Annotated in this window: 24 protein-coding genes; 17 read left to right on the top strand and 7 right to left on the bottom strand. The window is 73.6% G+C overall.

Annotated features, from left to right (window positions below; genetic code table 11):
• Nucleotides 1-81 precede the first annotated feature (81 nt).
• The gene (locus ACFZ8E_RS00300; RefSeq protein WP_147728162.1) at nt 82-912 is read left to right on the top strand and encodes a pyruvate, water dikinase regulatory protein; all 831 of its coding nucleotides are present in this window, start codon (nt 82-84) and stop codon (nt 910-912) included.
• Here the strand turns inward: ACFZ8E_RS00300 and ACFZ8E_RS00295 are convergent.
• Nucleotides 899-1,303, bottom strand: a complete 405-nt coding sequence (locus ACFZ8E_RS00295; protein ID WP_405041667.1) for a DNA-binding protein — start codon at nt 1,301-1,303, stop codon at nt 899-901. The two genes, ACFZ8E_RS00300 and ACFZ8E_RS00295, sit on opposite strands and share 14 nt — an antisense overlap.
• 80 nt (nt 1,304-1,383) lie before the next feature.
• Here ACFZ8E_RS00295 and ACFZ8E_RS00290 point away from each other — a divergent pair, with 80 nt between their 5' ends.
• The 8 genes from ACFZ8E_RS00290 to rho all read left to right on the top strand — a co-directional run bounded on the left by ACFZ8E_RS00290 (nt 1,384) and on the right by rho (nt 7,794).
• A complete protein-coding gene (locus ACFZ8E_RS00290) occupies nt 1,384-2,028 on the top strand; it encodes a Maf family protein (RefSeq protein ID WP_405041666.1) in 645 nt (214 codons plus the stop codon).
• A gap of 9 nt (nt 2,029-2,037) precedes the next feature.
• Entirely contained in the window at nt 2,038-3,087 is a 1,050-nt protein-coding gene (locus ACFZ8E_RS00285) for a cation diffusion facilitator family transporter (protein WP_405041665.1), read from the top strand.
• Nucleotides 3,084-3,917 carry a shikimate dehydrogenase gene (locus tag ACFZ8E_RS00280; RefSeq protein ID WP_243932821.1) on the top strand — a complete coding sequence of 278 codons (834 nt, stop codon included), beginning with the start codon at nt 3,084-3,086 and terminating at the stop codon, nt 3,915-3,917. The genes ACFZ8E_RS00285 and ACFZ8E_RS00280 overlap by 4 nt, the downstream gene beginning before the upstream one ends.
• Before the next feature lie 10 nt (nt 3,918-3,927).
• The gene (gene coaE / locus ACFZ8E_RS00275) at nt 3,928-4,551 is read left to right on the top strand and encodes a dephospho-CoA kinase (RefSeq protein ID WP_147860016.1); all 624 of its coding nucleotides are present in this window, start codon (nt 3,928-3,930) and stop codon (nt 4,549-4,551) included.
• Nucleotides 4,552-4,662: 111 nt separating this feature from the next.
• A complete protein-coding gene (locus ACFZ8E_RS00270) occupies nt 4,663-4,905 on the top strand; it encodes a type II toxin-antitoxin system HicA family toxin (RefSeq protein WP_405041664.1) in 243 nt (80 codons plus the stop codon).
• Complete coding sequence (locus ACFZ8E_RS00265) at nt 4,902-5,129, top strand: type II toxin-antitoxin system HicB family antitoxin (RefSeq protein ID WP_147728284.1); 228 nt, start codon at nt 4,902-4,904, stop codon at nt 5,127-5,129. Before ACFZ8E_RS00270 ends, ACFZ8E_RS00265 begins: the two co-directional genes overlap by 4 nt.
• Before the next feature lie 165 nt (nt 5,130-5,294).
• On the top strand, nt 5,295-5,834 hold the full coding sequence (locus ACFZ8E_RS00260; protein ID WP_147728285.1) for a ferritin-like domain-containing protein: 540 nt from the start codon (nt 5,295-5,297) through the stop codon (nt 5,832-5,834).
• A 694-nt stretch (nt 5,835-6,528) separates the two neighbouring features.
• The gene (gene rho, locus ACFZ8E_RS00255) at nt 6,529-7,794 is read left to right on the top strand and encodes a transcription termination factor Rho (protein WP_147728289.1); all 1,266 of its coding nucleotides are present in this window, start codon (nt 6,529-6,531) and stop codon (nt 7,792-7,794) included.
• Nucleotides 7,795-7,913: 119 nt separating this feature from the next.
• On the opposite strand, the gene ACFZ8E_RS00250 is transcribed toward rho, so the two are convergent.
• Nucleotides 7,914-8,636, bottom strand: a complete 723-nt coding sequence (locus ACFZ8E_RS00250; RefSeq protein WP_405041663.1) for a TerC family protein — start codon at nt 8,634-8,636, stop codon at nt 7,914-7,916.
• Between the two features lie 28 nt (nt 8,637-8,664).
• Nucleotides 8,665-9,609: a lipid kinase gene (locus ACFZ8E_RS00245; RefSeq protein ID WP_243984133.1), complete on the bottom strand. Its 945-nt coding sequence runs from the start codon at nt 9,607-9,609 to the stop codon at nt 8,665-8,667.
• A 600-nt stretch (nt 9,610-10,209) separates the two neighbouring features.
• On the opposite strand from ACFZ8E_RS00245, the gene ACFZ8E_RS00240 reads away from it, so the two are divergent.
• The 4 genes from ACFZ8E_RS00240 (at nt 10,210) to ACFZ8E_RS00225 (ending at nt 14,161) form a co-directional block, all read left to right on the top strand.
• The gene (locus ACFZ8E_RS00240) at nt 10,210-11,112 is read left to right on the top strand and encodes a hypothetical protein (RefSeq protein ID WP_405041662.1); all 903 of its coding nucleotides are present in this window, start codon (nt 10,210-10,212) and stop codon (nt 11,110-11,112) included.
• A 10-nt stretch (nt 11,113-11,122) separates the two neighbouring features.
• Complete coding sequence (locus ACFZ8E_RS00235) at nt 11,123-12,460, top strand: nuclease (RefSeq protein ID WP_405041661.1); 1,338 nt, start codon at nt 11,123-11,125, stop codon at nt 12,458-12,460.
• A 259-nt stretch (nt 12,461-12,719) separates the two neighbouring features.
• Entirely contained in the window at nt 12,720-13,703 is a 984-nt protein-coding gene (locus tag ACFZ8E_RS00230; protein WP_405041660.1) for an SPFH domain-containing protein, read from the top strand.
• A gap of 23 nt (nt 13,704-13,726) precedes the next feature.
• Nucleotides 13,727-14,161, top strand: coding sequence for an NfeD family protein (locus ACFZ8E_RS00225; protein ID WP_147728646.1), 435 nt, complete (start codon nt 13,727-13,729; stop codon nt 14,159-14,161).
• Nucleotides 14,162-14,333: 172 nt separating this feature from the next.
• Here ACFZ8E_RS00225 and ACFZ8E_RS00220 read toward each other — a convergent pair whose 3' ends face one another.
• On the bottom strand, nt 14,334-17,210 hold the full coding sequence (locus tag ACFZ8E_RS00220; protein WP_405041659.1) for a phosphoenolpyruvate carboxylase: 2,877 nt from the start codon (nt 17,208-17,210) through the stop codon (nt 14,334-14,336).
• Nucleotides 17,211-17,408: 198 nt separating this feature from the next.
• Between ACFZ8E_RS00220 and ACFZ8E_RS00215 the strand changes: the two genes are divergently transcribed.
• The 3 genes from ACFZ8E_RS00215 to ACFZ8E_RS00205 all read left to right on the top strand — a co-directional run bounded on the left by ACFZ8E_RS00215 (nt 17,409) and on the right by ACFZ8E_RS00205 (nt 19,203).
• Nucleotides 17,409-17,681 carry a hypothetical protein gene (locus ACFZ8E_RS00215; RefSeq protein WP_147728644.1) on the top strand — a complete coding sequence of 91 codons (273 nt, stop codon included), beginning with the start codon at nt 17,409-17,411 and terminating at the stop codon, nt 17,679-17,681.
• Nucleotides 17,678-18,445 carry a hypothetical protein gene (locus ACFZ8E_RS00210; protein WP_405041658.1) on the top strand — a complete coding sequence of 256 codons (768 nt, stop codon included), beginning with the start codon at nt 17,678-17,680 and terminating at the stop codon, nt 18,443-18,445. Before ACFZ8E_RS00215 ends, ACFZ8E_RS00210 begins: the two co-directional genes overlap by 4 nt.
• A gap of 332 nt (nt 18,446-18,777) precedes the next feature.
• A complete protein-coding gene (locus ACFZ8E_RS00205) occupies nt 18,778-19,203 on the top strand; it encodes a cupin domain-containing protein (RefSeq protein WP_405044296.1) in 426 nt (141 codons plus the stop codon).
• Nucleotides 19,204-19,327: 124 nt separating this feature from the next.
• Here ACFZ8E_RS00205 and ACFZ8E_RS00200 read toward each other — a convergent pair whose 3' ends face one another.
• Nucleotides 19,328-20,272, bottom strand: coding sequence for a DMT family transporter (locus tag ACFZ8E_RS00200; protein ID WP_405041657.1), 945 nt, complete (start codon nt 20,270-20,272; stop codon nt 19,328-19,330).
• A 78-nt stretch (nt 20,273-20,350) separates the two neighbouring features.
• A complete protein-coding gene (locus ACFZ8E_RS00195; protein ID WP_243933052.1) occupies nt 20,351-21,244 on the bottom strand; it encodes a LysR family transcriptional regulator in 894 nt (297 codons plus the stop codon).
• Nucleotides 21,245-21,350: 106 nt separating this feature from the next.
• Here ACFZ8E_RS00195 and ACFZ8E_RS00190 point away from each other — a divergent pair, with 106 nt between their 5' ends.
• Entirely contained in the window at nt 21,351-22,253 is a 903-nt protein-coding gene (locus ACFZ8E_RS00190; RefSeq protein ID WP_405041656.1) for a DMT family transporter, read from the top strand.
• A gap of 151 nt (nt 22,254-22,404) precedes the next feature.
• Here the strand turns inward: ACFZ8E_RS00190 and ACFZ8E_RS00185 are convergent, their stop codons facing one another.
• Nucleotides 22,405-23,562 (bottom strand): HD-GYP domain-containing protein, encoded by a 1,158-nt coding sequence (locus ACFZ8E_RS00185; protein ID WP_243933054.1) that lies wholly within the window; start codon nt 23,560-23,562, stop codon nt 22,405-22,407.
• Between the last annotated feature and the right edge of the window lie 59 nt (nt 23,563-23,621).

The raw sequence follows: 23,621 nt of genomic DNA, 5'->3' as shown, positions 1-23,621 counted from the left end.
GCGTTCCGACATCGTCTCCTCCGGCCGCCGGATGCGGTCGGCGCCCTGCGGGGACGCGCGCGGGCGGCGAGGGGCACGGATATGAGCCGCAGCTACTTCCACCTCCACCTCGTCTCGGATTCCACCGGCGAGACCCTGATCAACGTCGGCCGCGCGGCCGCCGCGCAGTACGAGGGCGTCTCGGCGATCGAGCACGTCTACCCGCTGGTGCGCTCCGGGCCGCAGCTCGAGCGGGTGATCTCGGAGATCCAGGCGGCGCCGGGCCTCGTGCTCTACACCCTCGTCGGCGGCGATCTCGGCGAGCGGCTGGAGAGCGCGTGCCGGGAATCGAGCTCGCCCTGCCTGTCGGTGCTGCAGCCGGTGCACAACCTGCTGCAATCCTACCTCGGCACCCAGAAGGCGGCGCGGCCGGGGGCGCAGCACACGCTCAACGCGGAGTACTTCAAGCGCATCGACGCGATGAACTTCACCCTGGCCCACGACGACGGCAACCTGCCCGACGACCTCGAGGAGGCCGACGTGATCCTGATCGGGGTCAGCCGCACCTCGAAGACGCCGACGGGGATCTACCTCGCCAACCGCGGGCTCAAGACCACCAACCTGCCGCTCGTGCCCGGCATGCCGCTGCCGCCGGCGCTGGAGCGGGTGCGCAAGGCCCTCGTCGTCGGGCTGATCGCGTCGCCCGAGCGCATCGTCCAGATCCGCCAGAACCGGCTGCTCAGCCTCAAGGCCGACGATTCCTCGATGTACGTCGACAAGGACGCGGTCGCCGACGAGATCACCGCCTCGCGCCGCCTGTTCAGCAAGAACCGCTGGCCGACCATCGACGTCACCCGCCGCTCGATCGAGGAGACCGCCGCCGCGATCCTCGACCTCTACCGCGACCACCGGCTGAAGTTCATCGCGGCGTGAGGCCGGCCCTCACGCCCGCCCTGCTGCCGGCCGGGCGGATGCTGGGCTCCAGGCCCGAGGCCCGGAGCACGCCCATGAAGGTCGCGAGCTGCGGATTCCCGCGGTTCGACAGGGCGCGATAGAGGCTTTCCCGCGATCGGCCGGTCGCCTGGGCGATCCGGGCCATTCCGTGGGCGCGCGCCGCCTTCCGGCAAGGACGCGCGGGCGGCGTATCGCCGGCGTGAGCAGCGATGCAGCTTCGAAGCGACACTTCGTCGGCCCGATGCTGGGCCCGCGGCCCGTCCCGCAACGCACACCCACCCCGTTGACCACCCGCTAACCCGGGTCGCGGTAGACCCGTCTCGGGGCCAGCGTCGCGTATCGGTCCCGCCGGCCTCGTCGCCCGGTTCATCCCGGACGGCGGGGCTTTGCGCGTCGCGCCCGGCGACGATCGGCTTGCGGGCGCGCGCCGATCCGTGACACTCCGGCGGGATGCAGCCTTCCTCCCCCTGGCTCGGGTCCGCGCCGCTCCTCCTCGCCTCGACCAGCCCGACGCGGCGGATGCTGCTGGAGAGCGCCGGCCTGGCCGTCGAGACGACGGCGCCGGGCGTCGACGAGCGCGCGGTCGAGGCGGCCTGCGCCGGCCCGGATCCCGGGACTTCGTCCGGGACCCTTTCGCCCGAGGCCTTGGCGCTGCGGCTTGCCGAGGCCAAGGCGGTGGCGGTCGCCGGGCGGCATCCCGGCCGCGTCGTCGTCGGGGCCGACCAGGTGCTCGCCTGCGACGGCGCAGTGTTCCACAAGGCCGCGGGCCTGGACGCGGCGCGCGCGCAGCTGGCGCGCCTGGCCGGGCGCACCCACCTCCTGCACGCGGCGGTCGCCCTGGCGCAGGACGGCGCGGTCGAGAGCTTCGTCGAGACCGCGCGCCTGACCCTGCGCCCGCTCGATCCCCAGGCGATCGCGACTTATGTGGCGCTGGCGGGCGCGGAGCGCGTGCGGGCGAGCGTCGGCGGCTACCAGCTCGAAGGGCTCGGCATCCATCTGTTCGAGCGGGTCGAGGGCGACCACAGCACCATCCTGGGCCTGCCGCTGCTGCCGCTGCTCGCGCGGCTGCGGGCCAAGGGCCTCCTGGCATTCTAGGGACGCGACATGGCGGGACACGATCACCACGACCCTGCCGGGCACCGGCATCCCGATGCGGGGCACGACCGGGGCCACGACCATGCCGGCCATGATCACGGTGCGCATGACCACGCGGGTCACGACCATGCCGGGCACAGTCATGCCGGACATGGTCATGGCGGCCACGGCCACGTCCACGCGCCGGCGAGCTTCGGACGTGCCTTCGCCATCGGCATCGGGCTCAACGCCGCCTTCGTGGTGATCGAAGCCGGCTATGGATGGGCCGCCAACTCGATGTCGCTGGTGGCCGATGCCGGCCACAACCTCTCCGACGTGCTCGGGCTGGTGGCCGCCTGGGTCGCCTCGGTGCTGGTCAAGCGCCGCTCGACCGCGCGCTTCACCTACGGCCTGCGCGGCTCGTCGATCCTGGCCGCCCTGTTCAACGCCGTGTTCCTGCTCGTCGCCACCGGCGCGATCCTGTGGGAGGCGGTCTCGCGCCTGATCCATCCCGAGCCGGTGGTCGGCACCACGGTGATGGTGGTGGCCGGCCTCGGCATCCTGGTGAACGGGGTCACCGCCTGGCTGTTCGCGTCGGGCGCCAAGGGCGACATCAACATCCGCGGCGCCTTCCTGCACATGGCCGCCGACGCCGCGGTCTCGGCCGGCGTCGTGCTCGCCGGCCTGATCATCCTCGCCACCGGCCTCGACTGGATCGACCCCGCCGTCAGCCTCGTCGTCGCCGGGCTCATCGTCTGGGCGACCTGGGGCCTGCTGCGCGACAGCGTCGCGATGTCCCTCGACGCGGTGCCGCCGGGCATCGACCCGGACGCGGTGCGCGCCTATCTCGGCGCCCGTCCCGGGGTCTCGGGCCTGCACGACCTCCACATCTGGCCGATGAGCACCACCGAGATCGCGCTGACGGCCCATCTCGTGATGGCGGACGGCCATCCGGGCAACGGCTTCCTCGTGGAGATCGCCGAGGCCCTGCGCGCCCGCTTCGGCATCGCCCACGCCACGGTGCAGATCGAGGAGGCCGGCGGGCCGCCCTGCCTCCTCGCGCGGGAGTGCGTCGCGTGAGACGCGCCTTCGTCGTCGGCCACCCGATCGCGCATTCGCGCTCGCCGCTGATCCACGGGCACTGGCTGGCCGAGCACGGGATCGCCGGCAGCTACGCGCGCATCGCCGTCGCGCCGGCGGACTTCGCCGAGTTCTTTCGCCGGCTACCGGAATCGGGTTTTGCCGGCGGCAACGTCACGATCCCGCACAAGGAGGCGGCCTTCGCGCTGAGCGACAGCCTGACGCCGCGGGCGCGGGCGATCGGCGCGGTCAACACGCTGGTCGTCGGCGCCGACGGGCGCATCGCCGGCGACAACACCGACGCGCCGGGCTTCGCCGCGCATCTCGACCGGAACCTCGGCGAAGGCTGGCCCGAGCGGGCCGGCGCCGCGCTGGTGCTCGGGGCCGGCGGGGCGGCGCGCGCCATCGTCGTCGGCCTGGCCGAGCGCGGCCTGGCGCGGATCGTGGTCGCCAACCGCACCCGCGAGCGGGCGGAGGCCGTGGCGGCCTTGGCCCCCGGCATCGCCACCGCGATCGCCTGGGACGCGATCCCAGAGGCGATGCCGGAGGCCGGGCTCCTGGTGAACACCACCGCCCTCGGCATGGCCGGCCAGCCGCCGCTCGGCCTCGACCTCGGCCCGCTGCCGGCCCGCGCGGCGGTGGCCGACATCGTCTACGTGCCGCTGGAGACGCCGCTGCTTGCCGCCGCCCGCGCCCGCGGCCTTGCCGCCGTCGACGGGCTCGGGATGCTGCTGCACCAGGCCGTGCCCGGCTTCGAAGCCTGGTTCGGCGTGCGCCCGGCGGTGACGGAGGCCCTGCGCGCCGTCGTCGTGGCCGACCTGCCGGGATAGATTGGCCTGGATGAGCGACACCGCGCGCAAAAAACCGTTCGTGCTCGGGCTCACCGGCTCGATCGGCATGGGAAAGTCCGCCACCGCGGCGATGTTCGCCGCCCGCTTCGTGCCGGTGCACGACGCCGACGCGGCGGTGCATGCGCTCTACGGGCCGGGCGGCGCGGCGGCCGAGGCGATCGGCGCCGCCTTCCCCGGCACGCTCGCGCCCGACGGCGGCGTCGACCGCACCCGCCTGCGCGACGCGGTGCTCGGGCGGCCGGACAGGCTCGCGACGCTGGAAGGGCTGGTCCATCCGCTGGTCCGCGCCGCCGGCCACGCCTTCCTCGAGCGCCACGCGGCCGCGCCGCTGGTGCTGCTCGACGTCCCCTTGCTCTACGAGACCGGCGGCGAGACCCGCTGCGACGCCGTCCTCGTGGTCACCGCGCCGCCCGCGGTGCAGCGCGCCCGGGTGCTCGCCCGCCCCGGCATGACCGAGGCCGCCTTCGAGGCGATCCGCGCCAAGCAGATGCCGGACGCCGAGAAGCGGGCGCGGGCCGACTACGTGATCGATACGAGCCTCGGCTTCGCCGCCGCCGAGGCGGAGGTGGCGCGGATCGTCGCGCGGATATCCGACCAGGCGGGACATCGCTGACGTGGCTCCAGCGATTAACTTGGTCCTAACCCATTCGCGATAAAATGCCGGATCAATAAGAATTAACGCATCACCGTTAATGATTGCCTTCGAATCAGGAGGCGGTGCTGCATGTCGAAACGCCTGGAAGCGATGCGGGCCAATCCCGCGGCTGGGTGGACCGTGTCGGACATCGCTGCGCTCTGCGCCGAGTTCGACGTAGCTTGCCATCCACCACGGGGCGGCGGTTCGCACTATCAGGTCGGCCACCGGTCGCAATTCGAAAAGTTGACGATCCCCGCCGCTCGGCCGATCAAGGGGTGGTATATCCGCGAACTTGTTCGGTTCATCGACAAGGTCGGAGCCGCGCCATGAGCGAACTCACCTACCCCGTGGTGATCTCCCCACTGACCCAGGACGACGGCGGCGGCTTCGCTGCGACCGTGCCCGATCTCCCCGGCTGCATGTCGGACGGCGAGACGCCCGAGGAAGCGCTCGTGAACGTCCGCGACGCGATCGACGCGTGGATCGCCATGGCTCGCGAGCTCGGTCATGCCGTGCCCCCTCCCTCGCACGCGCTGCAGCGGGCTGTCGGCTGAACGGCACGCGCCGTCCTCGGCCGACGTCCGCCGCCGCCCGACGGCGTTCGGTTCCTCCACAGGGGGCGATATTTCGTCGGGAGCCGATGCGGGGGCGGCGGGTTGGCAGCCCAGGGGCCGCCTGCCGTCGCGGGCCGCCCGCGACGCACCCGAAGGACATCCGCCATGGCCACCAAGCCGAAGACGCTGCACGATGCGTTCTACGAGACGTTGAAGGACGTCTACTACGCCGAGAAGCAGTCGGTGAAGGCGCTCAAGAAGTCGGCCAAGGCCGCCGAGCATGCCGAGCTCCGCCAGGCCTTCGAGACCCATGCCGAGGAGAGCGCTAACCAGGTCGAGCGGCTCGGCCAGGTGTTCGAGATCATCGGCAAGCCGGCCCGCGCCAAGACCTGCGAGGCGATGCAGGGCATCACCTCCGAGATGGAGGAGGACCTGGAGGATTTCGGCGACAGCCCCGCCGCCGACGCGGTGCTGGCGGCCTGCGCCCAGGCGGTCGAGCACTACGAGATCGCCCGCTACGGCACCCTGAAGACCTGGGCCGCCCAGCTCGGCTACGCCGACGCGGCCAAGCTCCTCGACGAGACCCTGCAGGAGGAGAAGAAGACCGACGCGCTGCTCTCGGAGATCGCCGAGAAGCTCAACCTCGACGGCACCGAGCCGACCGAGGAGCCCGCCGGCAAGAAGGGCGGCCGCAAGGCGGCGTAGGCGCGCACCGAACGACCCCGTCCCCGCATCGCAGCGGGCGACGCGCCCCCTCTCCCGCACGGGGGAGGGGGCGCGTCGTGCGTCGAGCGATCCGGTCCTGCGGGGATTGGCCGATCCGGCCATCCGCTTCGAGACGGCTTTCTCACCTCTCGGTACGAGACCGACCCTGCCATCCCGGGGCTGCGCAGCAGAGCCCGGGATCCGGAGCCGCCGCCGGCGCCATCTTCAGCGCGACCTGCGGTTCTGGATGCCGGGCAGGTCCGCGGCGCCCCGGGATGACGACGGCGGGTTCCGCGACCGCGACGCCCATCGCTCCGATCCGCCCGCTCCGCGCGAGCCCCCGGTCGGAGCGAGGCCTCGGAAACCCACCCCCTTGAGCCGGCATCGAAAACGCGATATGCGTGGTCTGCCCTCCTAAAAAAAGCGCCGCCGCCGCATCCGTGAGCCCCCGGGGCTCCGCCCAGACGATGCACGGGTCCGCCGCAACCGTTTGCGGCCAGACATCCGGCGCCCTCTCCCGATTGCCAGGCTCCCTGCCTCAACCTTCGCTTTCGTCGGTTCAAGACATCCCATGAACGAACAGTCCGACGTCTCCGCCCTCGCGGACATCCCAGGCTCGAACTTGCCCGACTCGAACTTGCCCGACCCGACCCCGTCGACCGAGGGCGCACTCGCTGCCTCCGACCTCGACGCCATGCGCGAGGTCAAGCTCCAGGACCTCAAGTCCAAGACGCCGACCGACCTGATCGCCTTCGCCGAGGAGGTCGAGGTCGAGAACGCCTCGACCATGCGCAAGGCCGAGCTGATGTTCGCGATCCTGAAGCAGCTCGCGGCCAAGGAGGTCGAGATCATCGGCGCCGGCACCTGCGAGGTGCTGCAGGACGGGTTCGGCTTCCTGCGCTCGTCGGAATCGAACTACCTGCCGGGCCCGGACGACATCTACATCTCGCCGACCCAGATCCGCCGCTTCGGCCTGCGCACCGGCGACACGGTCGAAGGCCCGATCCGCGGCCCCAAGGACGGCGAGCGCTACTTCGCGCTGCTCAAGGTCAACACGATCAACTTCGAGAACCCGGAGAAGATCAAGCACAAGGTCCACTTCGACAACTTGACGCCGCTGTTCCCGACCCAGCGCTTCAAGCTGGAGCTCGACGCGCCGCCGAAGAAGGACTTCTCGCCCCGCATCATCGACATCGTCGCCCCGATCGGCAAGGGCCAGCGCGCGCTGATCGTCGCGCCGCCGCGCACCGGCAAGACCGTGCTGATGCAGAACATCGCGCAGTCGATCACCATCAACCACCCGGAATGCTACCTCATCGTGCTGCTCATCGACGAGCGGCCGGAGGAGGTCACCGACATGATCCGCTCGGTGAAGGGCGAGGTCATCGCCTCGACCTTCGACGAGCCGGCCACCCGCCACGTGCAGGTCGCCGAGATGGTGATCGAGAAGGCCAAGCGCCTGGTCGAGCACGGCCGCGACGTGGTCATCCTGCTGGATTCGATCACCCGCCTCGGGCGCGCCTACAACACCGTGGTGCCGTCGTCGGGCAAGGTGCTCACCGGCGGCGTCGACGCCAACGCGCTGCAGCGCCCGAAGCGCTTCTTCGGCGCGGCCCGCAACATCGAGGAGGGCGGCTCGCTCTCGATCATCGCCACCGCGCTGATCGACACCGGCTCGCGCATGGACGAGGTGATCTTCGAGGAGTTCAAGGGCACCGGCAACTCCGAGATCATCCTGGACCGCAAGGTCTCGGACAAGCGCATCTTCCCGGCGATCGACATCACCCGCTCGGGCACCCGCAAGGAGGAGCTGCTGGTTCCCCCGGACGCGCTCAAGAAGACCTACGTGCTGCGCCGCATCCTCAACCCGATGGGCGTCACCGACGCGATCGAGTTCCTGATGGACAAGCTGCGCCAGACCAAGAGCAACGGCGACTTCTTCGACTCGATGAACACCTGAGCGTTTTCGGGCCTTCGGACGAAAAAGAAGGCCCCGATCCTTGGATCGGGGCCTTTTTCATATGCGCCGTGCCTCTTCCCTCCCCCGCTTAAGGGGGGAGGGAGAAACCGCTCCGCCGCTCAGGTTCGTCGCCGCCGCCGCACCAGCATGTTCAGCCCCTCGACGCCGGCCGAGAACGCCATCGCGGTGTAGATGTAGCCCTTCGGCACGTGCGCCCCGAAGCCTTCGGCGATCAGCGTCATGCCGATCATGATCAGGAAGCCGAGCGCCAGCATCACCACGGTCGGGTTCCGGGCGATGAAGGCCGAGAGCGGCTCGGCGGCCACCAGCATCACGATCACCGCCACGATCACGGCGATCATCATCACCGGCACGTGCTCGGTCATGCCCACCGCGGTGATGATCGAGTCGATCGAGAAGACGAGGTCGAGCAGCAGGATCTGGCCGATCGCCGCGGCGAAGCCGATCGCCGCGGCGCCCGTCGCCTTCTTCGGCGGCGGGTCGACGCTGTGATGGATCTCGCTGGTGGCCTTCCACAGCAGGAACAGGCCGCCGGCGAGAAGGATCAGGTCGCGCCAGGAGAAGGCGTGGCCGGCGACCTGGAAGACCGGGCTCGTCAGCTGCACGATGAAGGCGACCGTGCCGAGCAGCCCGAGCCGCAGCACCAGGGCGAGCCCGATGCCGATGCGGCGCGCCTGCGCCTGGTGCTCGGGCGGCAGCTTGTTCGTCAGGATCGAGATGAAGATCAGGTTGTCGATCCCGAGCACCACCTCCATCACCACGAGGGTCGCGAGCGCGGCCCACACCGTCGGGTCGGCGGCGAGCTGAACGAGATGGTCCATCGGGCCCCTCCCTCGAAGCGCGCGCGCCTCAGCGCGGCGAGAGCCGGTTCGCGGTGCCCGGCCGGCGGGCGGCATCCGGCGCGTAGATCCTCAGGATCTTCGGGAAGACCTTGAAATGCGCCGGGGTGTGGGTGGTGAGCTCGCCGTCGGTGTTGACGGCCCGCGGCTTGCGCGTGCTCAGCACCACCTCGGTGGTCTGGAAGGCGCGCACGTCCTCGGCCCTGCCATGGGTGCCGCGGCGGAGCGCCGGCAGCAGCGCGAGCAGCCGCCACCAGTGCTTCACCTCGAGCGAGTAGAAGTCGAGCTTGCCGTCGTCGACGGTGGCGGTCTCCTCCACCGTCATGCCGCCGCCGTAGTGGCGCCCGTTGCCGACCGAGGCCTGGATCGTGGTGACGCGCTCGCGCTTTCCGTCGTGCTCGATCGTCACCGTGAAGGGCCGCACCCGGCGCAGCACCCGGAAGGCGGCGATGGCGTAGCCGACCGTGCCCCATTTCTTCTTCGATTCCGCGGTGAGCCCGCCGGCCAGATCCGCCGAGAAGCCGATGCTCGCCACGTTGAAGAAGTAGTGCCCGTTGACCCAGCCGAGATCGACCGGCTGCGCCGCCGCCGTGGTGATCAGCTCCGCGGCCGCCACCGGGTCGAGCGGCAGGCCGAGGGAGCGGGCGAGGTCGTTGGCGGTGCCGAGCGGCAGGATGCCCAACGGCAGCCCGGTCTCGACCAGGGCGGGTGCCGCCGCGTTCATGGTGCCGTCGCCGCCGCCGAGGATCACGAGGTCGACGTCGTGCGCGTGCCGCCGGATCACCGCGCAACCATCGCGCTCGGGCTCCGGCTCGACCAGGTCGAGCCCGCCCGCGCGCAGCGCGTCGCGCACGGCGTCGATCGCGCCGCCGCCGTTGCGGGCCTTCGGGTTGCACAGCAGCAGCGCCCTGCGGCGGCCCGCTGCATCGTCATGGGGAGGAACGCCCGCGCTCATCGGAAAACCTCCGGCATCCCGGATCGAGTTTGCGAATCGGACAAGCGGCAGCCCTTCGGCGCGTTCGCCCCCCCCGCGGGGGCGCGGGGGCGACGGCGTGGCAGAGATCCGACATCACGGTCGACGCCTCGACCGCCAGAGGGGCCCGGACCCGGAATACGGCCTAGGTGGCGTACCCGCCGATCGATCTCAACCCCGGCGCCCGCGCAATCGCGCGCTTCCCATGGGCCGGGGCGGCGGTTTCCGCGGCTTGGACGGTCTTCCGCTCGCATCGATCAGGACTGAAGCCTTCGGCCCGGCCCGGCCGGGTGCCTCGAGCGACCGGGTCCACCGGGCGGACTGCGCGCCCGTCGGGGAGGGGACGCGCGCGTGCTTCGCGCGGTCTTGGCGTGGTCTTGGCGCGGTCTTGCGCTCCCGATCGGCCGGCGCAATCGCGGGCGTCCGCCGGCACCGGACGCGATTCGCGCGACCCGTCGATGCCGAAGGCGGTCGATCCGCGACGGCGTGCCGGTCCGACGGAACCAGCCGCCCACCCGCTTGCGTTAACCTCGGCCGTTCTAAAACGCCCCGTTCAACGTTCGGCCACCATCCGGTGATCCCATGTGCTCTGATCTCCCGCGCTTCGGCGCCCGGCGTTCCACGATCGCGCTCGGCCTGATCCTCGCCGCCGGCGCAGCGCAGGCGCAGACGCCTCCGGCCTGGGTCGATCCGCCGGCGAAGGTCGCGCCCGGCACGCCGGCGCCCAAGGCCGAGCCGCAGTCGCAAGCGCAACAGCCCCCAGCACGGGAGTCGACGCGGCCGGCCTCCGAGACCGCGGCCGGCACCGGTCGGAATGCGAAGCCGGATCGCGAGACGGCGCAGCCCAGCGGGAACGCGGCGAGCCCGGCGCCCGCCTTCGCGGAGACCGAGCGCGACGGGGCCGCCATGGGGGGGCCGAGCCGGCGCGCCGAGCGCCCGCGCCTGCGCCGTCGCTCGGCGCGGCGGCTCTCGGACACGCCGGCCGCCGACGCGCTGACCGTCGCGCCGCGGATTCCCTCCGGCGCACGCGAGGCGGCGGCCGACCCGCGCTTCGCCGACTGGGCCGGGCAGGCCCAGGGCCTGGCCGAGGATTACCTCGCCTCCTTCTCCGGATCGAACGGCGCCATGGTCTCGGGCGCGTCGCGCTTCTACGGCGAGCGCCTGCGCTTCCACGGGCGGATGACGACGTTCGCGGCCCTGCTCGCCGAGAAGCGCCGCTTCGCGCAGCGCTGGCCCGAGCGGCGCTACGAGCCGCACGACACCCGCACCGCCTGCAATGCGGCGCTGCAGAGCTGCGTCGTGCGCACCCTGGTCGACTTCCGGGCCGGAAACCCGGCCCGCGGCGCGCGCTCGCAAGGGGTCGCCGAGCTGGTGCTCGAGGTGAGCTTCGCCGGCGGCCGGCCGGTGATCGTCTCCGAATCGAGCCGGGTGCTGCGCCGCGGCGCCACGGTCGGCGCGCTTCCCGGAGCCGGCGCCAACGGCTAGACGACACGCCATGACAGTCTCGGCCACGAAACCACCGGCCACCGGAACATCGGCCACGACGCCCCCGGATGCGGAAGCCGAGGCCGCGACGGCGCGCCCGGCGCTCGCCGGCCCCGGGCGCGCGGCCCTGCGCGGCGCGGTCGAGGCCGAGATCGCGCGCCGCAACCCGAAGCCGGTGGCCCTGCGCACGCTGCAGCTCCTCGCCGAGGCGGCGGTCGAGCCGTCCGAAGCGCCGCCGGGCCATCGCGTCGTCGACCGCCACGGCCGCCCGCGCCGTCATGCCGGGTCGGACGCGCCGCTGACGCTCGCCGAGCTCGTCGACGAGATCCAGGCCCGGCACCCGGCGCTGTTCCGGCCGCCGGCGACCGTGCCGGCCGAGCCCGAGCCCGAGGCGGCCAAGGACGCCAAGGACGCCTCGCTGCTGGCCGGCGCCGCCGAGATGCGCGCCGCCACCGCCCGCCTCGTCGAGACCGGCTCCGAGCGCGCCCGGGCGCTGGCCGAGCGCTCGACCGAGCAGGGCCGGGCGCTCGCCGAATCCGCCGCCGACCGCGTCTCCGGCGTCCGGGCGGGGATGGCCGCCTGGCTCGCCGCGCGGCACGCGGCGGCGGCGAACAGAGCCGCCGAGACGACGGCCGGCGCGGCCCCCCAGCCGGCCTCGCGCGATCCGGCATCCCCCGATCAGGCATCCCGCGATCCCGCTTGGCGCGAGCAGGCGTCGCGGGTCGGGGCTTCGGCCCGGGACGGGGTCGGCCGCGTCGCCGCGCGCCTGCGCGACTGGCAGGGCGAGAGCGAATCCGTGCGCCAGCACCGGCGCTGGCTGGCCGGCGGCACCGCGGCGGCCCTGCTCGCGGTGCTGGCGGCCGGCCTCGTCGTCGGCAACCGTGCGCCCGAGAACGAGAGCCCGGCCCAGCGTGCGCCGCGGGCCGGCGCCGAGAAACCCGCGCCGGCCGCGCCCGCGCCCGATCCGGTGACGCCGCCGCCCGAGACCGCCGACACGGTCGGCCTGCCCGAGCCGCCGGCTCCGCCCGCCGCCAACGCGATCAGCGGCAAGGCCGAGGTCATCGACACCGCGACCGTGCGCGTCGCCGGCAAGCTGATGCACCTGTTCGGCGTCGAGTGGGTGCGCGGCGGGCAGGCGGACGAGCTCACCAAGTACCTCGCCGGCCGGCCGATCACCTGCACGCCGGTGCCCGGCAGCGAGAACGTCTCCTGCACCGTCGAGGGCCGCGACCTCTCCGAGGTGGTCCTGTTCAACGGAGGCGGCCGCGCCTCGCCCGAGGCCTCCCCCGAGCTCGTCGCCGCCGAGGACCACGCCCGCACCGAGCGCATCGGGGTGTGGAAGCGCTAGAGCAGCGTCGCGCGAGGTGGACGCCGGCTCGCGTGAAGGCAACGCCATCCCACGAGGCGAGGAAGCGTGTTTCCGCGATCCGGTGATCGCGCAAAACACGCTCCAAGCCGCACGGGACGGACGCGTCGCCCGGACCCGCGCCAGCCGGGCGCTGTGGGGAGGCGCCGCCCCTGCGAGGACGAGCGGCGCCCGTTCGCGCCGTCGCCCCCGGCTGCGCTAGGATGCCGGCGCGCCGCGTCGGCGCCTTGCGGGGATGGCGATGAGTCTCTCGATCGGCCTGAGCACCTTCGCGGTCGTGGCGGCGATCCTCGTGGTCGTCACGCTGGCGGCCGGCATCAACATCGTGCCGCAGGGCTACGTCTTCACCGTCGAGCGCTTCGGCCGCTACGCCCGCACCCTCGAATCCGGGCTCGGGCTGATCACCCCGTTCGTCGAGCGCATCGGGCGCCGCGTCAACGTGATGGAGCAGGTGATCGAGGTGCCGAGCCAGGAGGCCTTCACCCGCGACAATGCCGGCGTCACCATCGACGCGGTGGTGTTCTACCAGGTGCTCGACGCCGCCCGCGCTTCCTACGAGATCTCCAACCTCGACGTGGCGACGCGCACCCTGACGATGACCAACATCCGCACCGTGGTCGGCTCGATGGACCTCGACCAGCTGCTCTCGCACCGGGACGAGATCAACGAGCGGCTGCTCAGGGTGATGGACGCCGCCGCCTCGCCCTGGGGGGTGAAGATGACCCGCATCGAGATCAAGGACATCGTGCCGCCGGCGGATCTGGCCGGCGCCATGGCCCGGCAGATGAAGGCCGAGCGCGAGAAGCGCGCCTCGGTGCTGGAGGCGGAAGGCCACCGCCAGGCCGACATCCTGCGCGCCGAGGGGCGCAAGCAGTCGGCGATCCTGGAGGCGGAAGGCCGCAAGGAGGCCGCCTTCCGCGACGCCGAGGCCCGCGAGCGCTCGGCCGAGGCCGAGGCGAAGGCCACCGGCATGATCAGCGCCGCGATCGCCGCGGGCGACATCGCCGCGGCGAATTTTCTGGTGGCCGAGAAGTACGTCGAGGCGGTGCGCGCCATCGCCACCGCCCCGAACCAGCGCGTGGTGGTGGTGCCGATCGAAGCGGCGGCGCTCGCCTGGACGCTGGGCGGCATCGCCGAGATCACGAAGTCGGTGTTCGGGGAGGGCGCGGCGCCCGCGCGCCCACGCTCCGGTGCGCCGCCCAGCGTCGGGGTGCCGCGGACGTGAGCTTCTCCGGCGCCTGGTCTCGAATCTTGGCGAACGCCTTCGCGGATCTGGGTCCGGCCTGGGCCTGGATCCTCGCGGGGCTGGCGCTGGCCGGGCTCGAGCTGGTGGCGCCCGGCATCTTCCTGATCTGGCTCGGGCTCGCGGGGCTCGCCACCGGCCTCGTCGCGGCGCTCGTGCCCCTGCCGTGGCAGGCGCAGCTGCTGCTGTTTTCCGGGCTCGCCGTCGCCGCGGTGCTCATCGCCCGCCGCCTCGGCCGCGACCACGTCCCGACCCTCAACCGCGCCGACCGCGGCCTCGTCGGTCGCGAAGGCCTGCTCGCCGAGCCGATCCAGGACGGCGCCGGCCGCATCCGCTTCGACGACACCCTGTGGCGCGTCACCGGCCCGGACCTCCCCGCCGGCGCGCGGGTGCGGGTGACCGGCATCGACGGGACGGTGCTGGTGGTGACGGGAGCGTGAGGCGGCTGCGGCTCGGGCTGGCCGCATCGTTCGCCGCTCCGCCCCGTCATCCCGGGGCCGCGCAGCGGAGCCCGGGATCCAGTGCCGCAGGTCGATCTTCAGTCCGCACCCTCGGCGGCTCTGGATTCCGGGCTCGCCTGCGGCGCCCCGGAATGACGGGGGTGGCGCCCCCTCACCCGAACGCGCCGACCTCGTGCTGGATCATCCCCGAGATCTCGCGCACCTGGGTGAACATCTTGGCGATCGGCTGGAACAGGCCGGAATGCTCGGCCTCGTAGGTGCCGACGTCGCGCGGGCCGGCCGGCTCGCCGAAGTTGAGGCCGAGCGTCGGGTCGGGGGTGACGGGGAAGATCTCGTCGAGGAGCTTCAGGCAGCCGTCGATGTCGAGGCGCAGGAAGCGCTCCAGCAGCTGCTCGCGGCTGACGCCGGCCTGGGGCCGGAAGCCGGGGATGTGGACGGCGGTGAACCAGATCCGGTGGATCAGCGCGAGGCGGATCGCGTGGAGCAGGGTGAGGCGCACCGACATCTTCCGCAGGTCGGGGGCGGCGGCCTGCAGGCTCAGCGCGTCGGTGGTCAGCCGCCCGAACAGGCGGCGCAGGTTCGGCGCGAGGTCGAGGCGGTCGAGGACGCCGGCGATGACGATCAGCTCCTCGCGCCGGCCGTCCTTCTGGGTGCGGCGGGCGCGCTCGAGCCACACCGCGGGGTCCAGCGTGTCGATGTAGGCGCGCAGCACGTCGAGGTCGCCGACCGAGGCCGCGTGCTGGACCAAGCGGAAGGCGCGGGAGAACCGCACCGAGTCGCGGCGCATGTCGCGGAACAGGTCGGGCGCGCGCCCCGCCGCGCGGCCGAGCCCGTGCAGGGAGTTGGCGAGGTAGCCGAGCTGCTGCAGGATCGCGTTGTTGGGGATCGCCCGCATCTGGCGCGGATGGGTGATCAGCGCCGGCCCGCCCGAATCCGACTGCCGCGCCACCGGGCGCGAGCCGGTGCGGTCGATCAGCCCCGGGCCGAAGGTGCCGAGCAGGGCGGCGTAGCCGGGATCGTCGACCAGCGCCTCCATGTCCTGGCGCACGACGGTGAAGAACTCGAGGGCGAAGTCGGTCTCGGCGTAGACCGGATCGTCGGCGGCGTCCGCGCCCTCGGCCGCGTCGGAGAGGGCGTAGTCGGGGAAGGCGTCGTCCTCGGCCACGTCGAGGGCGTAGACGTGCTCGGCCACCCGCGCGATCGAGGCCTCGGCGATCGCCTGCGAGCCGAACAGCAGGTAGCCGTCGGTGCCCTGGAAGCTCGATTCGAGGCGGACCTTGATCCCGGCCTTCTGGTTGCGCGCGCGCGCATCCTCGGGGGCGAGGTAGGCGAGGCGGTCGCGCAGGGAGGTCGGGTGGGCGCCGCGGCCGATCGATTCGCCGTGGGTGTCGAAGATCGCCAGCTCGACGTCGGCGAGCCCGTTCGAGACCAGCATCTCGGTGATGCGCAGGCGCAGCCGCTCGATCCAGAAGGTGGCGGCGAGCTGGCCGACGTAGCGCCCGGAATCGGAATAGCCGAACTGCACGGTGAGGCGGCCGATGCGCTTGAGGTAGCGCCGCCAGTGCGGGTTGCGCAGCGCATCGTCGAGCACCCGGATGCCCTGCTCCAGGGCGCTCGCCGTCTCGAACAGCGGCGTGATCTCGAGCTTGTCGGCGATGCCGTAATGGCGCGCGAGCCAGAGCGCGGCCAGCAGCGTGTAGCCGGTCTCGGTCTCGGCGATGAGGAAGCGCACCGGGTGCGTGCCGTCGACGTGCTTGAGGATCTGCGCGATCGTCATCATCAGCCGGGCGGCGGAGGCGCGCTCGGCGGCGAGCGCACCGAAATCCACCGCCACCGGCTGCACGTCGTTGAGCAGCGTGTGGATCGCCGAAAGGTGCGAACGGCGCTGGGCGGCGTCGGCCGGCTCGCCTTCGAGGTCGATGACCCGGCGGACCGCGTTGTGGATCTGGCTGGCGTTGAGCCGGAAATGCGGCAGCGCGTTCGAGAGCCCGTGCGTGGCGATGCCCGAGCGCAGGACCGCGATCCTGCGCCGGTCGGCGTCCGTCTCGGCCGCGGTGACGGCGCCGGCGAGCCCGGCCAGCAGCGCGCCGGAATCGGTCTGCGCCCGCTCGCGCTCGATGATCAGCGCCAGCGCGAAGCGGTGCACCGCCTCGAGCGAGGGCTTGTCGCCGAGTCGCGGCGCCACCGCGAGCTGGCGGTTGACGGCGGCCAGCGCCTGCTCGGCGAGCGTCCGCACCACGTTCGCGGCGGGGATGGCGGGGAGGTGGCGCATCACCCGGTCGAGCTGCATGCGCTTGGATTCGAGGCGGTAGCGCAGGGTGTCCCACCAGCCGATGTCGGTGCGCCCGTCGGTGTCGCAGCCGACCCAGCTGGCGATGGCGAAGGGCTTCGGCACCAGCTCGGTCCAGCGGTCGGGCCAGCGCCTCTGCGCGGCGTCGAGCAGCGCGCCGTTGAACGCGTCCACAGCCTCGCGGCCGTGGTTGGCGGCCACGCAGGCCTGCTCGAACTCGCCGTCGAGGGTGATCGGCGCGTCCGGCCGGGTCGAGAGCCGGGCGGCCTTCTCGATCAGGGGCGCGCGCGCATCCGGGTCGTCGAGGCTCGCGGCCTCGGCGAGCAGGGCCGCCACCGCCTTCGGCATGCCGAAGGTCGGGTGCGCGGTGAACACCACGGCGAAGGCGGTGCGCGCGATCCGGTCGCGGAAGCTCTCGAAGGCGCCGGGCCGGTCGGGCACCGCCGCCACGAGGCGCGCCGGCATCGCCGCGTCGGCATCGGGATGGTCCTCGATGCCGACGTAGGCGCGCAGCCGCGCCGCGCGGTCGGCCAGCGCCTGCGCCCGCAGGCGCACGAACAGCGCGTCGAGGTCGGCCTCGCCGATCTCGTCCCGGTCGAACCGGCGGGTGATCGCCAGCGTCACCGCCAGCACGGGGTTGCGGAACGGATCCTCGCTCGCCTGCTCGCGCGAGGCCTCGATCAGCCCGACGAGATGGCCTTCGAGCTCCTCCGGGTCGCGATGGGCGTGCGTTCGCATCGGTCAGGCTCCGGCAGGACGGGGGCAGGCAGCTTTTGGCGGGGACGCCCGGCGCGTGCAAGGCGCCGGCGGCCCGTGGCCGGAGAGGCAAGGACCGTTCCGCTCCGGCCAAGGTCTCGCCGCGGATCCCGGCCGCGTGCGGTCGCAGGCGTGCCCCGGGGTGCATGCGGCCTCCGCTTGCGCTAACGCTGCGGGGCAATGGAAACGCTCCTGATCCTGGCGGCCGTCGCGGCCTGCGCGGTGGCCGGCACGGTGGTGCTCCGGCTGCTCGCGCGCGGCCGGCGCGAACCGCTGCGCCTCGACAGCGAGCACGACGCCGCCGACGAGGCGCTGCTGCTGGCCGAGATCGGCCCGACCGCGAGCCCGATCGACCGCTCCGGCGCGGTGCTCGACCTCGAGCCGATCCGGGCGGAGAGCCGGGAGGCGCCGCGCCTGGCCCGGCCCGATCGCACGGAGGGCGACCCGCGATGAGGACCTTTCTGCTCGCGCTGCTGGCCGCCGGGCTCGCCGCGGCGCCGGCCCAGGCGCAAGTCGCGCCGCCCGCGCCGGCCGCCCCTGCGCCCGTCCCCGCGCCCGCTCCCGAGCCGGCCCTGCCGACCCCGGCCGCCGACCTCGCGGTGCTGCAACCCTGCGGCGCGCGGGCGGCGCGCTTCGAGGGCGCCAAGGGCTTCGACGTGGTGGTGACGCGGATCGGCCGCGCCAGCATCGCGAACCCGCTGCGGCCGCTGACGCCGGAAGCCAGCCAGGTGCTGCAGGTGGTGATCGCGGCCAAGCCCGCCACCGCCTACGGGCCGGACCTGACGGCACTGCGCCGCGGGCCCGCCCCCGCCGCCCTCGAAACCCAGCTCGGCGCCCCGATCCGCTGGGAGAACGGCCTGCCGGACCTACCCGACCCGCTGCCGATCGTGGCCGAGGACGGCACCCCGCTGGCCGCGCTCGCCTTCCGCGCCTGCATCGACCCGCCCGCCGTCGCCGCGCCGCCGGTGGTCGCACGCGGGACCAAGGGGAACGGCCAAGGGGCGAGCAAGGGGGCGGGCAGGGGGAACGCCAAGGGCAACGCCAAGGGGAACGCTCTGGAAGCCGGGCCGGCGGACGGCGCGCCCGACCCGAGCGGCGCCGGCCAGGAACCGGCGAAAGCGGCCGCGCGGAGGCCGGCGAAACCCGCGCCGCGCAAGGATGCGGCCCCGAAGGCCCCGCCCGGCTTCCACGTCCCCCAGGGCGCCATCGCCGAGTAGGCGCGGGGTTCTGGCGGAGGCTCGCCGCGTTCTTCCCGCGCCTGACGCGGGTTGTCGTGCGCGCATCTCCGCAGGACGGCCCCGGATGGCTCGTTCGCGGTGCAGGACGGCCCCCTCTCCCGTCCGGGAGAGGGTTGGGGTGAGGGGGCGGCCTCGCCGGAAAGACCTGTCCCCTCGCCCTGTCCCTCTCCCGAACGGGAGAGGGGATCCGCGCCTCGCCGGCACGAGGCGCGGGTGCGACAGCCTTTTCGGCCGAGGCAAGCGCGTGCTGAATGTGCCACCACGGTCCCCGGACCGAGCCTGATCGAAGGATGCGAGGAACCATGGCGGAGATGACGGCGGCCGGGGTGATCGCGGCGCTCGGGCTTCGGCCCCACCCGGAGGGCGGGCATTACCGCGAGACCTTCCGCGATCCGCGCCTGGTCGCGGGCCGCTCGGTCGGCAGCGCGATCTACTACCTGCTCGACGTCGGCGAGGTCTCGGCCTGGCACCGCGTCGACGCCGCCGAGATCTGGCACTGGCACGCCGGCGCGCCGCTGGTGCTGACCGTGAGCCCGAACGGCTACGACGCCGCCGCCCACCATCTCGGCCCGGACCTGGCGCGCGGGCAGCGGCCGCAGCTGGTGGTCCCCGAGGGCCATTGGCAGACGGCGACTAGCCTCGGCGCCTGGACGCTCGTCGGCTGCACGGTCTCCCCCGCCTTCGACTTCGCCGGCTTCGAGATGGCCCCGCCCGACTGGCGCCCGACGCCGCGGTGACGCGGGCGCGTCCGGGCCGGGCCGCTGAGACGACGGCCGCGCATCCCCTCGCCCATCGCCCCGCGGGCCGGGAGAGGGGAGGCGGCGCCGCGGATCGTCGATGCGGACGCGACGCCGCTCCCGCTCACGCCCCGCGGCGCGAGGCCCGCAGCGCGACGAGCGCCCCGGCGACGATGAGGGCGCAGGCGAGGCCGAGCACCGGGGTCGCGGCGGCGTAGCCCGCGGCGACGAGGATCAGCGTCGAGAGCACCGGCGCGGCGTAGGCCGCGACGCCGAGCAGGCGGATGTCGCCGCGCTTGCAGCCAATGTCCCACAGGTAGAACGCCGCCCCGACCGGGCCGAGGCCGAGGGCCGCGACGGCGCCCCATTGCAGCGCGCCCGCCGGCCACGCCGTCACCTCCCAGGCGCGGTGGCAGGCGAGGCTGAGCGCGGCGGTGGCGAGGCAGAAGCCGGCGACCGCATCCGTCGGCACCGCGCCGACCCGGCGCGACAGCACCGAGTAGCCCGCCCAGACGAAGGCCGCGGCGAGCGAGGCCGCATAGCCCGGCAAGGCCGCGTCCGAGAGGAAGCCCGCAGCGGCGCCGCGAAGGTCGCCGCGGCCGAGGAACAGCGCCACCACGCCGGCGAGCCCGAGCACCGCGCCGAGGAGGTGGCCGGGCCGCAGCCCGCCGGCGCCGGGGAGCCGCGCCGAGAACAGCACGATCAGCAGCGGCCAGAGATAGTTGATCAGCCCGGCCTCGGCCGGCGGCGCCAGCCGCAGGGCGGCGAAGTACAGGGCGTGGTAGCCGAACAGCCCGCCGACCCCGAGCGCCCAGACCGGCCAGGGCTGGCGCAGGGACGCGAGGCCGGCGGCGATCCCGCCCCGGCGCGACAGCCAGCTCGCGCAGCCGACGAGGCCGCCGAGCGCGAACGTCATCGCCGCGAGCTGGAACGGCGGCACCGCCCCCGACGCCGCGGTGAACAGCGCCAGCAGCGACCACAGCAGGATCGCGCCGCAGCCGAGGAGGGTGGCGGAGGAGGAGGAGATCGCGCGAGACCCGTGATCGCGGAAGGGATTCCGCTCTCCCACGGACCCGCGGGCGAGGGCAACGGGGTTTTGGCGCGGGGCAGGCCCGGTCGGACGGCATCCCGGAACCACGCATCTCCCTCACCCCGCCGAGAAGCCGTCCGCGTCGCGCGCCGCGTGCAGGAAGCCGATCAGGCGTTCCGCCAGGAGGCCCGGCGGCTTCGCCGGGCGGATCAGCAGGGTCGCGATCGGCAGGCGGGGGCGGAAGGGGCGCAGCACGATCGGCAGGGCGAGGTCGCGGGCGGCGACCGGGTCGACGATGGCCAGCCCCAGCCCCTCGGCGACGAGGCCGCAGCGGGCGGCGGTGTACTGCGCCGTCGGGCCGAAGCGCGGCGCCAGGCCGGCGTCGCGGAACGCCGCCTCCACCGCCTGCTGGAAGTCGCCGGGCGCGCCGGCGATCAGCGGCACGTCGGCGAGGTCCTGGACCGTGATCGCGCGCCCGCCCGCCAGCGGATGGCGCCGGGGCAGGGCGCAGACCGCGTCGACCGTCAGGAACGGCTCGGCGATCACCCCCACATGGCCGGAGCGCGGGCGCACCAGGCCGAGATCGCACTGGCCGGAGGCGGCCCAGGACCAGATCGTGTCCGGCGCCGGCACGTGCACCGCCACCCGGGCTTCGGGATGCGCCGCCCGGAGGCGGCCGATCGCCCGCGGCAGCAGGCGGGCGACGAGCGACGGCTGGCAGGCGATGCGCAGCGGCCCGGTGCCCATCTCGCGGATGCGGCGGGCGGCCTCGCGCAGGTGGTCGAGCCCGGCATAGGTGCGCTCCACCTCGCGGGCGAAGGCCTCGCCCTCCGCGGTCGGCACCGCGCTGCCGTGCCCGCGCAGGAACAGCGGGAAGCCGAGGTCGCGCTCGAGCTGCGCGACCGCGCGGCTCACGTGCGGCTGGCCGATGCCGAGCGCCTCGGCCGCCCGCGTCATGCCGCCATGGCGCAGCACCGCGCGGAACAGGTCGAGATGGGCGGGGTTCATCATGCCCGATTCGCATGAAAAGCGAGGTTTTGGGCATTTGACGGCATGGGCCTGGGGTGGTTGTCAAGGCGCGGGCGCAGCCGGAGCGGCCGGCGGGACGGCGAACGCGATGCGAACGATCCTCAAACCGACGAATTCGACATCGACGATCCCGGCCCGGGCGACTCATGCGGGCTGGGGCAGCGGGCTCCTCGGCATCCTCATCTTCAGCGCCTCGCTGCCGGCGACGCAGGTGGCGGTGGCCGGCTTCGCGCCGCTGTTCCTCACCGCGGCCCGCGCCGCGATCGCGGGGCTGCTCGGGGCGGGGCTGCTGCTGGCGTTGCGCGCGCCGCGGCCGCTGCGGCGCGACCTCGGCCCGCTGGCGATCGTCGGGCTCGGCGTGGTGATCGGGTTCCCGCTGCTCACCGCGCTGGCGCTCCGGCACGTCACGACGGCCCATTCCATCGTCTTCCTCGGCCTGCTGCCGCTGGCGACGGCCGTGTTCGGCGTGCTGCGCGGCGGCGAGCGGCCCAGGCCCGCCTTCTGGCTGTTCTCCGGCCTCGGCGGCCTCGCGGTCGCGGGCTTCGCCCTGGCGCAGGGCGGGGCCGGGTCGCTCGCCGGCGACCTGTCGATGCTGGCCGCGATCCTGCTCTGCGGCCTGGGCTACGCCGAGGGGGCCGCGCTGTCGCGCCGGCTCGGCGGCTGGCAGGTCATTTCCTGGGCGCTGGTGCTGTCGCTGCCTGTCACCCTCGCGCTGGCGCTCGCGACCCTGCCGGAGGCGTGGGACGTCGGCTGGCCGGCCTGGGCGGCGCTCGCCTACGTCTCGGTGTTCAGCATGCTCGTCGGCTTCGTGTTCTGGTATCGCGGGCTGGCGCTCGGCGGCATCGCCGGCGTCGGCCAGCTCCAGCTGCTGCAGCCGTTCCTCGGCCTGGCGCTGGCCGGCCTCCTGCTGCACGAGCCCGTGGCGCCGGGCATGCTGCTCGCCACCGCCGTGGTCGTCCTGTGCGTGGCCGGGGCCAAGCGTCATGCCTGACGTTGTCCGTCGGGCGATCGCGCGGGCTCACGCCGCCTGTCGCGCGACCGGACGCGGCGCGGGGCCTTCCCTCGCCGGCCCAAGGCACTCACGCATCGTGCAGGTCGAGCCGACGCGATCCGCGTCGATCGGTTCGCCCGGGGCAGAGACGTCAGGCGGCGCTCGCGCTGGCGATGGTGCTGCCGACGGCTTCCGCGATCGGCTTGAAGGCGTTGACGAGATCCGGGTCGACCTTGCCGGTCATGCCGCGGAGGAGGTCGTAGGCGGCCTCGCCCGAGAGCGGGCGCTTGTAGGGCCGCCGCTCGATCAGCGCCCCGTAGATGTCGCAGACCGTGATCAGGCGCACGAGGTCGGGGATCTGCCGCGCGGCCAGCCCGTCCGGATAGCCCGAGCCGTCGAGCGCCTCGTGGTGGGAGCGCACCACCGCGAGCATCGCCGCCGGGTAGTCCTGGCCCTGCAGCATCTCGATGCCCAGCACCGGATGGGTCCGCATCACCGCCATCTCGGCCTCGTCGAGGCGGGCCGGCTTGTTGAGGATCGCCAGCGGGATGCGGGCCTTGCCGAGGTCGTGCAGCAGCGCGGCCTGGGTCAGGTCGCGGCAATCCTGCGTGCGCAGGCCGAGCTGCCGGGCGAAGCCCGCCGCGAGGCCGGCCACCAGCAGGCAGTGCTGGTGCGTCGCGTCGTCGAAGCGCCAGACCACGTCGAGCCAGCCGCGGATGTCGGCCTTGTTGAGGGCGCCGACCACGAGGTCCGCGCCCGCCGCCGCCATCGCCGGGGCCGGGGCGCGGCCGGCGCGGCCGAGGTCGAAGATCCGCGTCAGCGCGGTGTCGGCCTCGGCGATGGCGGCCCGCACCGCGGTCCGGCCGCCGTCGGGCGCGGAAGGGGGCGCGGAGGGAAGCGCGGCGTCCGGTGCGGGCGATGGCGCCGGCGCGTCGACCGAGGGCGCCGGCACGACGGCGCGCAGGGCCGGCACGAGCTCGCGCAGCACCGCGTCGGCGCGGAGCGTGCGGGTCGCGCCGAGGGCCTGCGCCTGCAGGTGCGCCCGGGGCGTGTCCTCGTGGAGGACGCAGAGGAAGGGGACGCGCCCCGGGCCGAGCCGGTGCATGTACCGGTGCAGGCCTGAGACCTGCTGCGAATGGGCCAGCGAGGCGTCGCCGACCACGGCGACCACCTGGGACAGGTCGGGCGCGTTCCGGGACTGGTAGGGATCCAGCAGGTCGATCACCAGCGGCTCGCCGAGCGGTCGGAGCTGCCCGGCGAGCCTCCGGCCGCGCTCGGGCTGATCGGTGAGGACCAGGATCGTCTTCATGGATGTGCTTCGCCGCCCGCGATCCGCCCTTTCGCGCATCATGGGCCTGATTCCTCACC

The sequence above is a fragment of the Methylobacterium sp. HMF5984 genome (genome assembly GCF_045033435.1).
Classification (GTDB): domain Bacteria; phylum Pseudomonadota; class Alphaproteobacteria; order Rhizobiales; family Beijerinckiaceae; genus Methylobacterium.
This window is presented reverse-complemented; position numbering and strand designations above follow the sequence as displayed.

What these genes read in the sequence shown, in the direction of transcription:
- ACFZ8E_RS00245 (WP_243984133.1), bottom strand. Translation starts at nt 9,609, where the DNA reads ATGAGCGCGGGCGTTCCTCCCCATGACGATGCAGCGGGCCGCCGCAGG.
- rho (WP_147728289.1), top strand. Translation starts at nt 6,529, where the DNA reads ATGCGCGAGGTCAAGCTCCAGGACCTCAAGTCCAAGACGCCGACCGAC.
- ACFZ8E_RS00290 (WP_405041666.1), top strand. Translation starts at nt 1,384, where the DNA reads ATGCAGCCTTCCTCCCCCTGGCTCGGGTCCGCGCCGCTCCTCCTCGCC.
- ACFZ8E_RS00190 (WP_405041656.1), top strand. Translation starts at nt 21,351, where the DNA reads ATGCGAACGATCCTCAAACCGACGAATTCGACATCGACGATCCCGGCC.
- ACFZ8E_RS00220 (WP_405041659.1), bottom strand. Translation starts at nt 17,210, where the DNA reads ATGCGAACGCACGCCCATCGCGACCCGGAGGAGCTCGAAGGCCATCTC.
- ACFZ8E_RS00215 (WP_147728644.1), top strand. Translation starts at nt 17,409, where the DNA reads ATGGAAACGCTCCTGATCCTGGCGGCCGTCGCGGCCTGCGCGGTGGCC.
- ACFZ8E_RS00295 (WP_405041667.1), bottom strand. Translation starts at nt 1,303, where the DNA reads ATGAACCGGGCGACGAGGCCGGCGGGACCGATACGCGACGCTGGCCCC.
- ACFZ8E_RS00260 (WP_147728285.1), top strand. Translation starts at nt 5,295, where the DNA reads ATGGCCACCAAGCCGAAGACGCTGCACGATGCGTTCTACGAGACGTTG.
- coaE (WP_147860016.1), top strand. Translation starts at nt 3,928, where the DNA reads ATGAGCGACACCGCGCGCAAAAAACCGTTCGTGCTCGGGCTCACCGGC.
- ACFZ8E_RS00300 (WP_147728162.1), top strand. Translation starts at nt 82, where the DNA reads ATGAGCCGCAGCTACTTCCACCTCCACCTCGTCTCGGATTCCACCGGC.
- ACFZ8E_RS00235 (WP_405041661.1), top strand. Translation starts at nt 11,123, where the DNA reads ATGACAGTCTCGGCCACGAAACCACCGGCCACCGGAACATCGGCCACG.
- ACFZ8E_RS00205 (WP_405044296.1), top strand. Translation starts at nt 18,778, where the DNA reads ATGACGGCGGCCGGGGTGATCGCGGCGCTCGGGCTTCGGCCCCACCCG.
- ACFZ8E_RS00210 (WP_405041658.1), top strand. Translation starts at nt 17,678, where the DNA reads ATGAGGACCTTTCTGCTCGCGCTGCTGGCCGCCGGGCTCGCCGCGGCG.
- ACFZ8E_RS00250 (WP_405041663.1), bottom strand. Translation starts at nt 8,636, where the DNA reads ATGGACCATCTCGTTCAGCTCGCCGCCGACCCGACGGTGTGGGCCGCG.
- ACFZ8E_RS00240 (WP_405041662.1), top strand. Translation starts at nt 10,210, where the DNA reads ATGTGCTCTGATCTCCCGCGCTTCGGCGCCCGGCGTTCCACGATCGCG.
- ACFZ8E_RS00195 (WP_243933052.1), bottom strand. Translation starts at nt 21,244, where the DNA reads ATGATGAACCCCGCCCATCTCGACCTGTTCCGCGCGGTGCTGCGCCAT.
- ACFZ8E_RS00230 (WP_405041660.1), top strand. Translation starts at nt 12,720, where the DNA reads ATGAGTCTCTCGATCGGCCTGAGCACCTTCGCGGTCGTGGCGGCGATC.
- ACFZ8E_RS00185 (WP_243933054.1), bottom strand. Translation starts at nt 23,562, where the DNA reads ATGAAGACGATCCTGGTCCTCACCGATCAGCCCGAGCGCGGCCGGAGG.
- ACFZ8E_RS00270 (WP_405041664.1), top strand. Translation starts at nt 4,663, where the DNA reads ATGTCGAAACGCCTGGAAGCGATGCGGGCCAATCCCGCGGCTGGGTGG.
- ACFZ8E_RS00285 (WP_405041665.1), top strand. Translation starts at nt 2,038, where the DNA reads ATGGCGGGACACGATCACCACGACCCTGCCGGGCACCGGCATCCCGAT.
- ACFZ8E_RS00265 (WP_147728284.1), top strand. Translation starts at nt 4,902, where the DNA reads ATGAGCGAACTCACCTACCCCGTGGTGATCTCCCCACTGACCCAGGAC.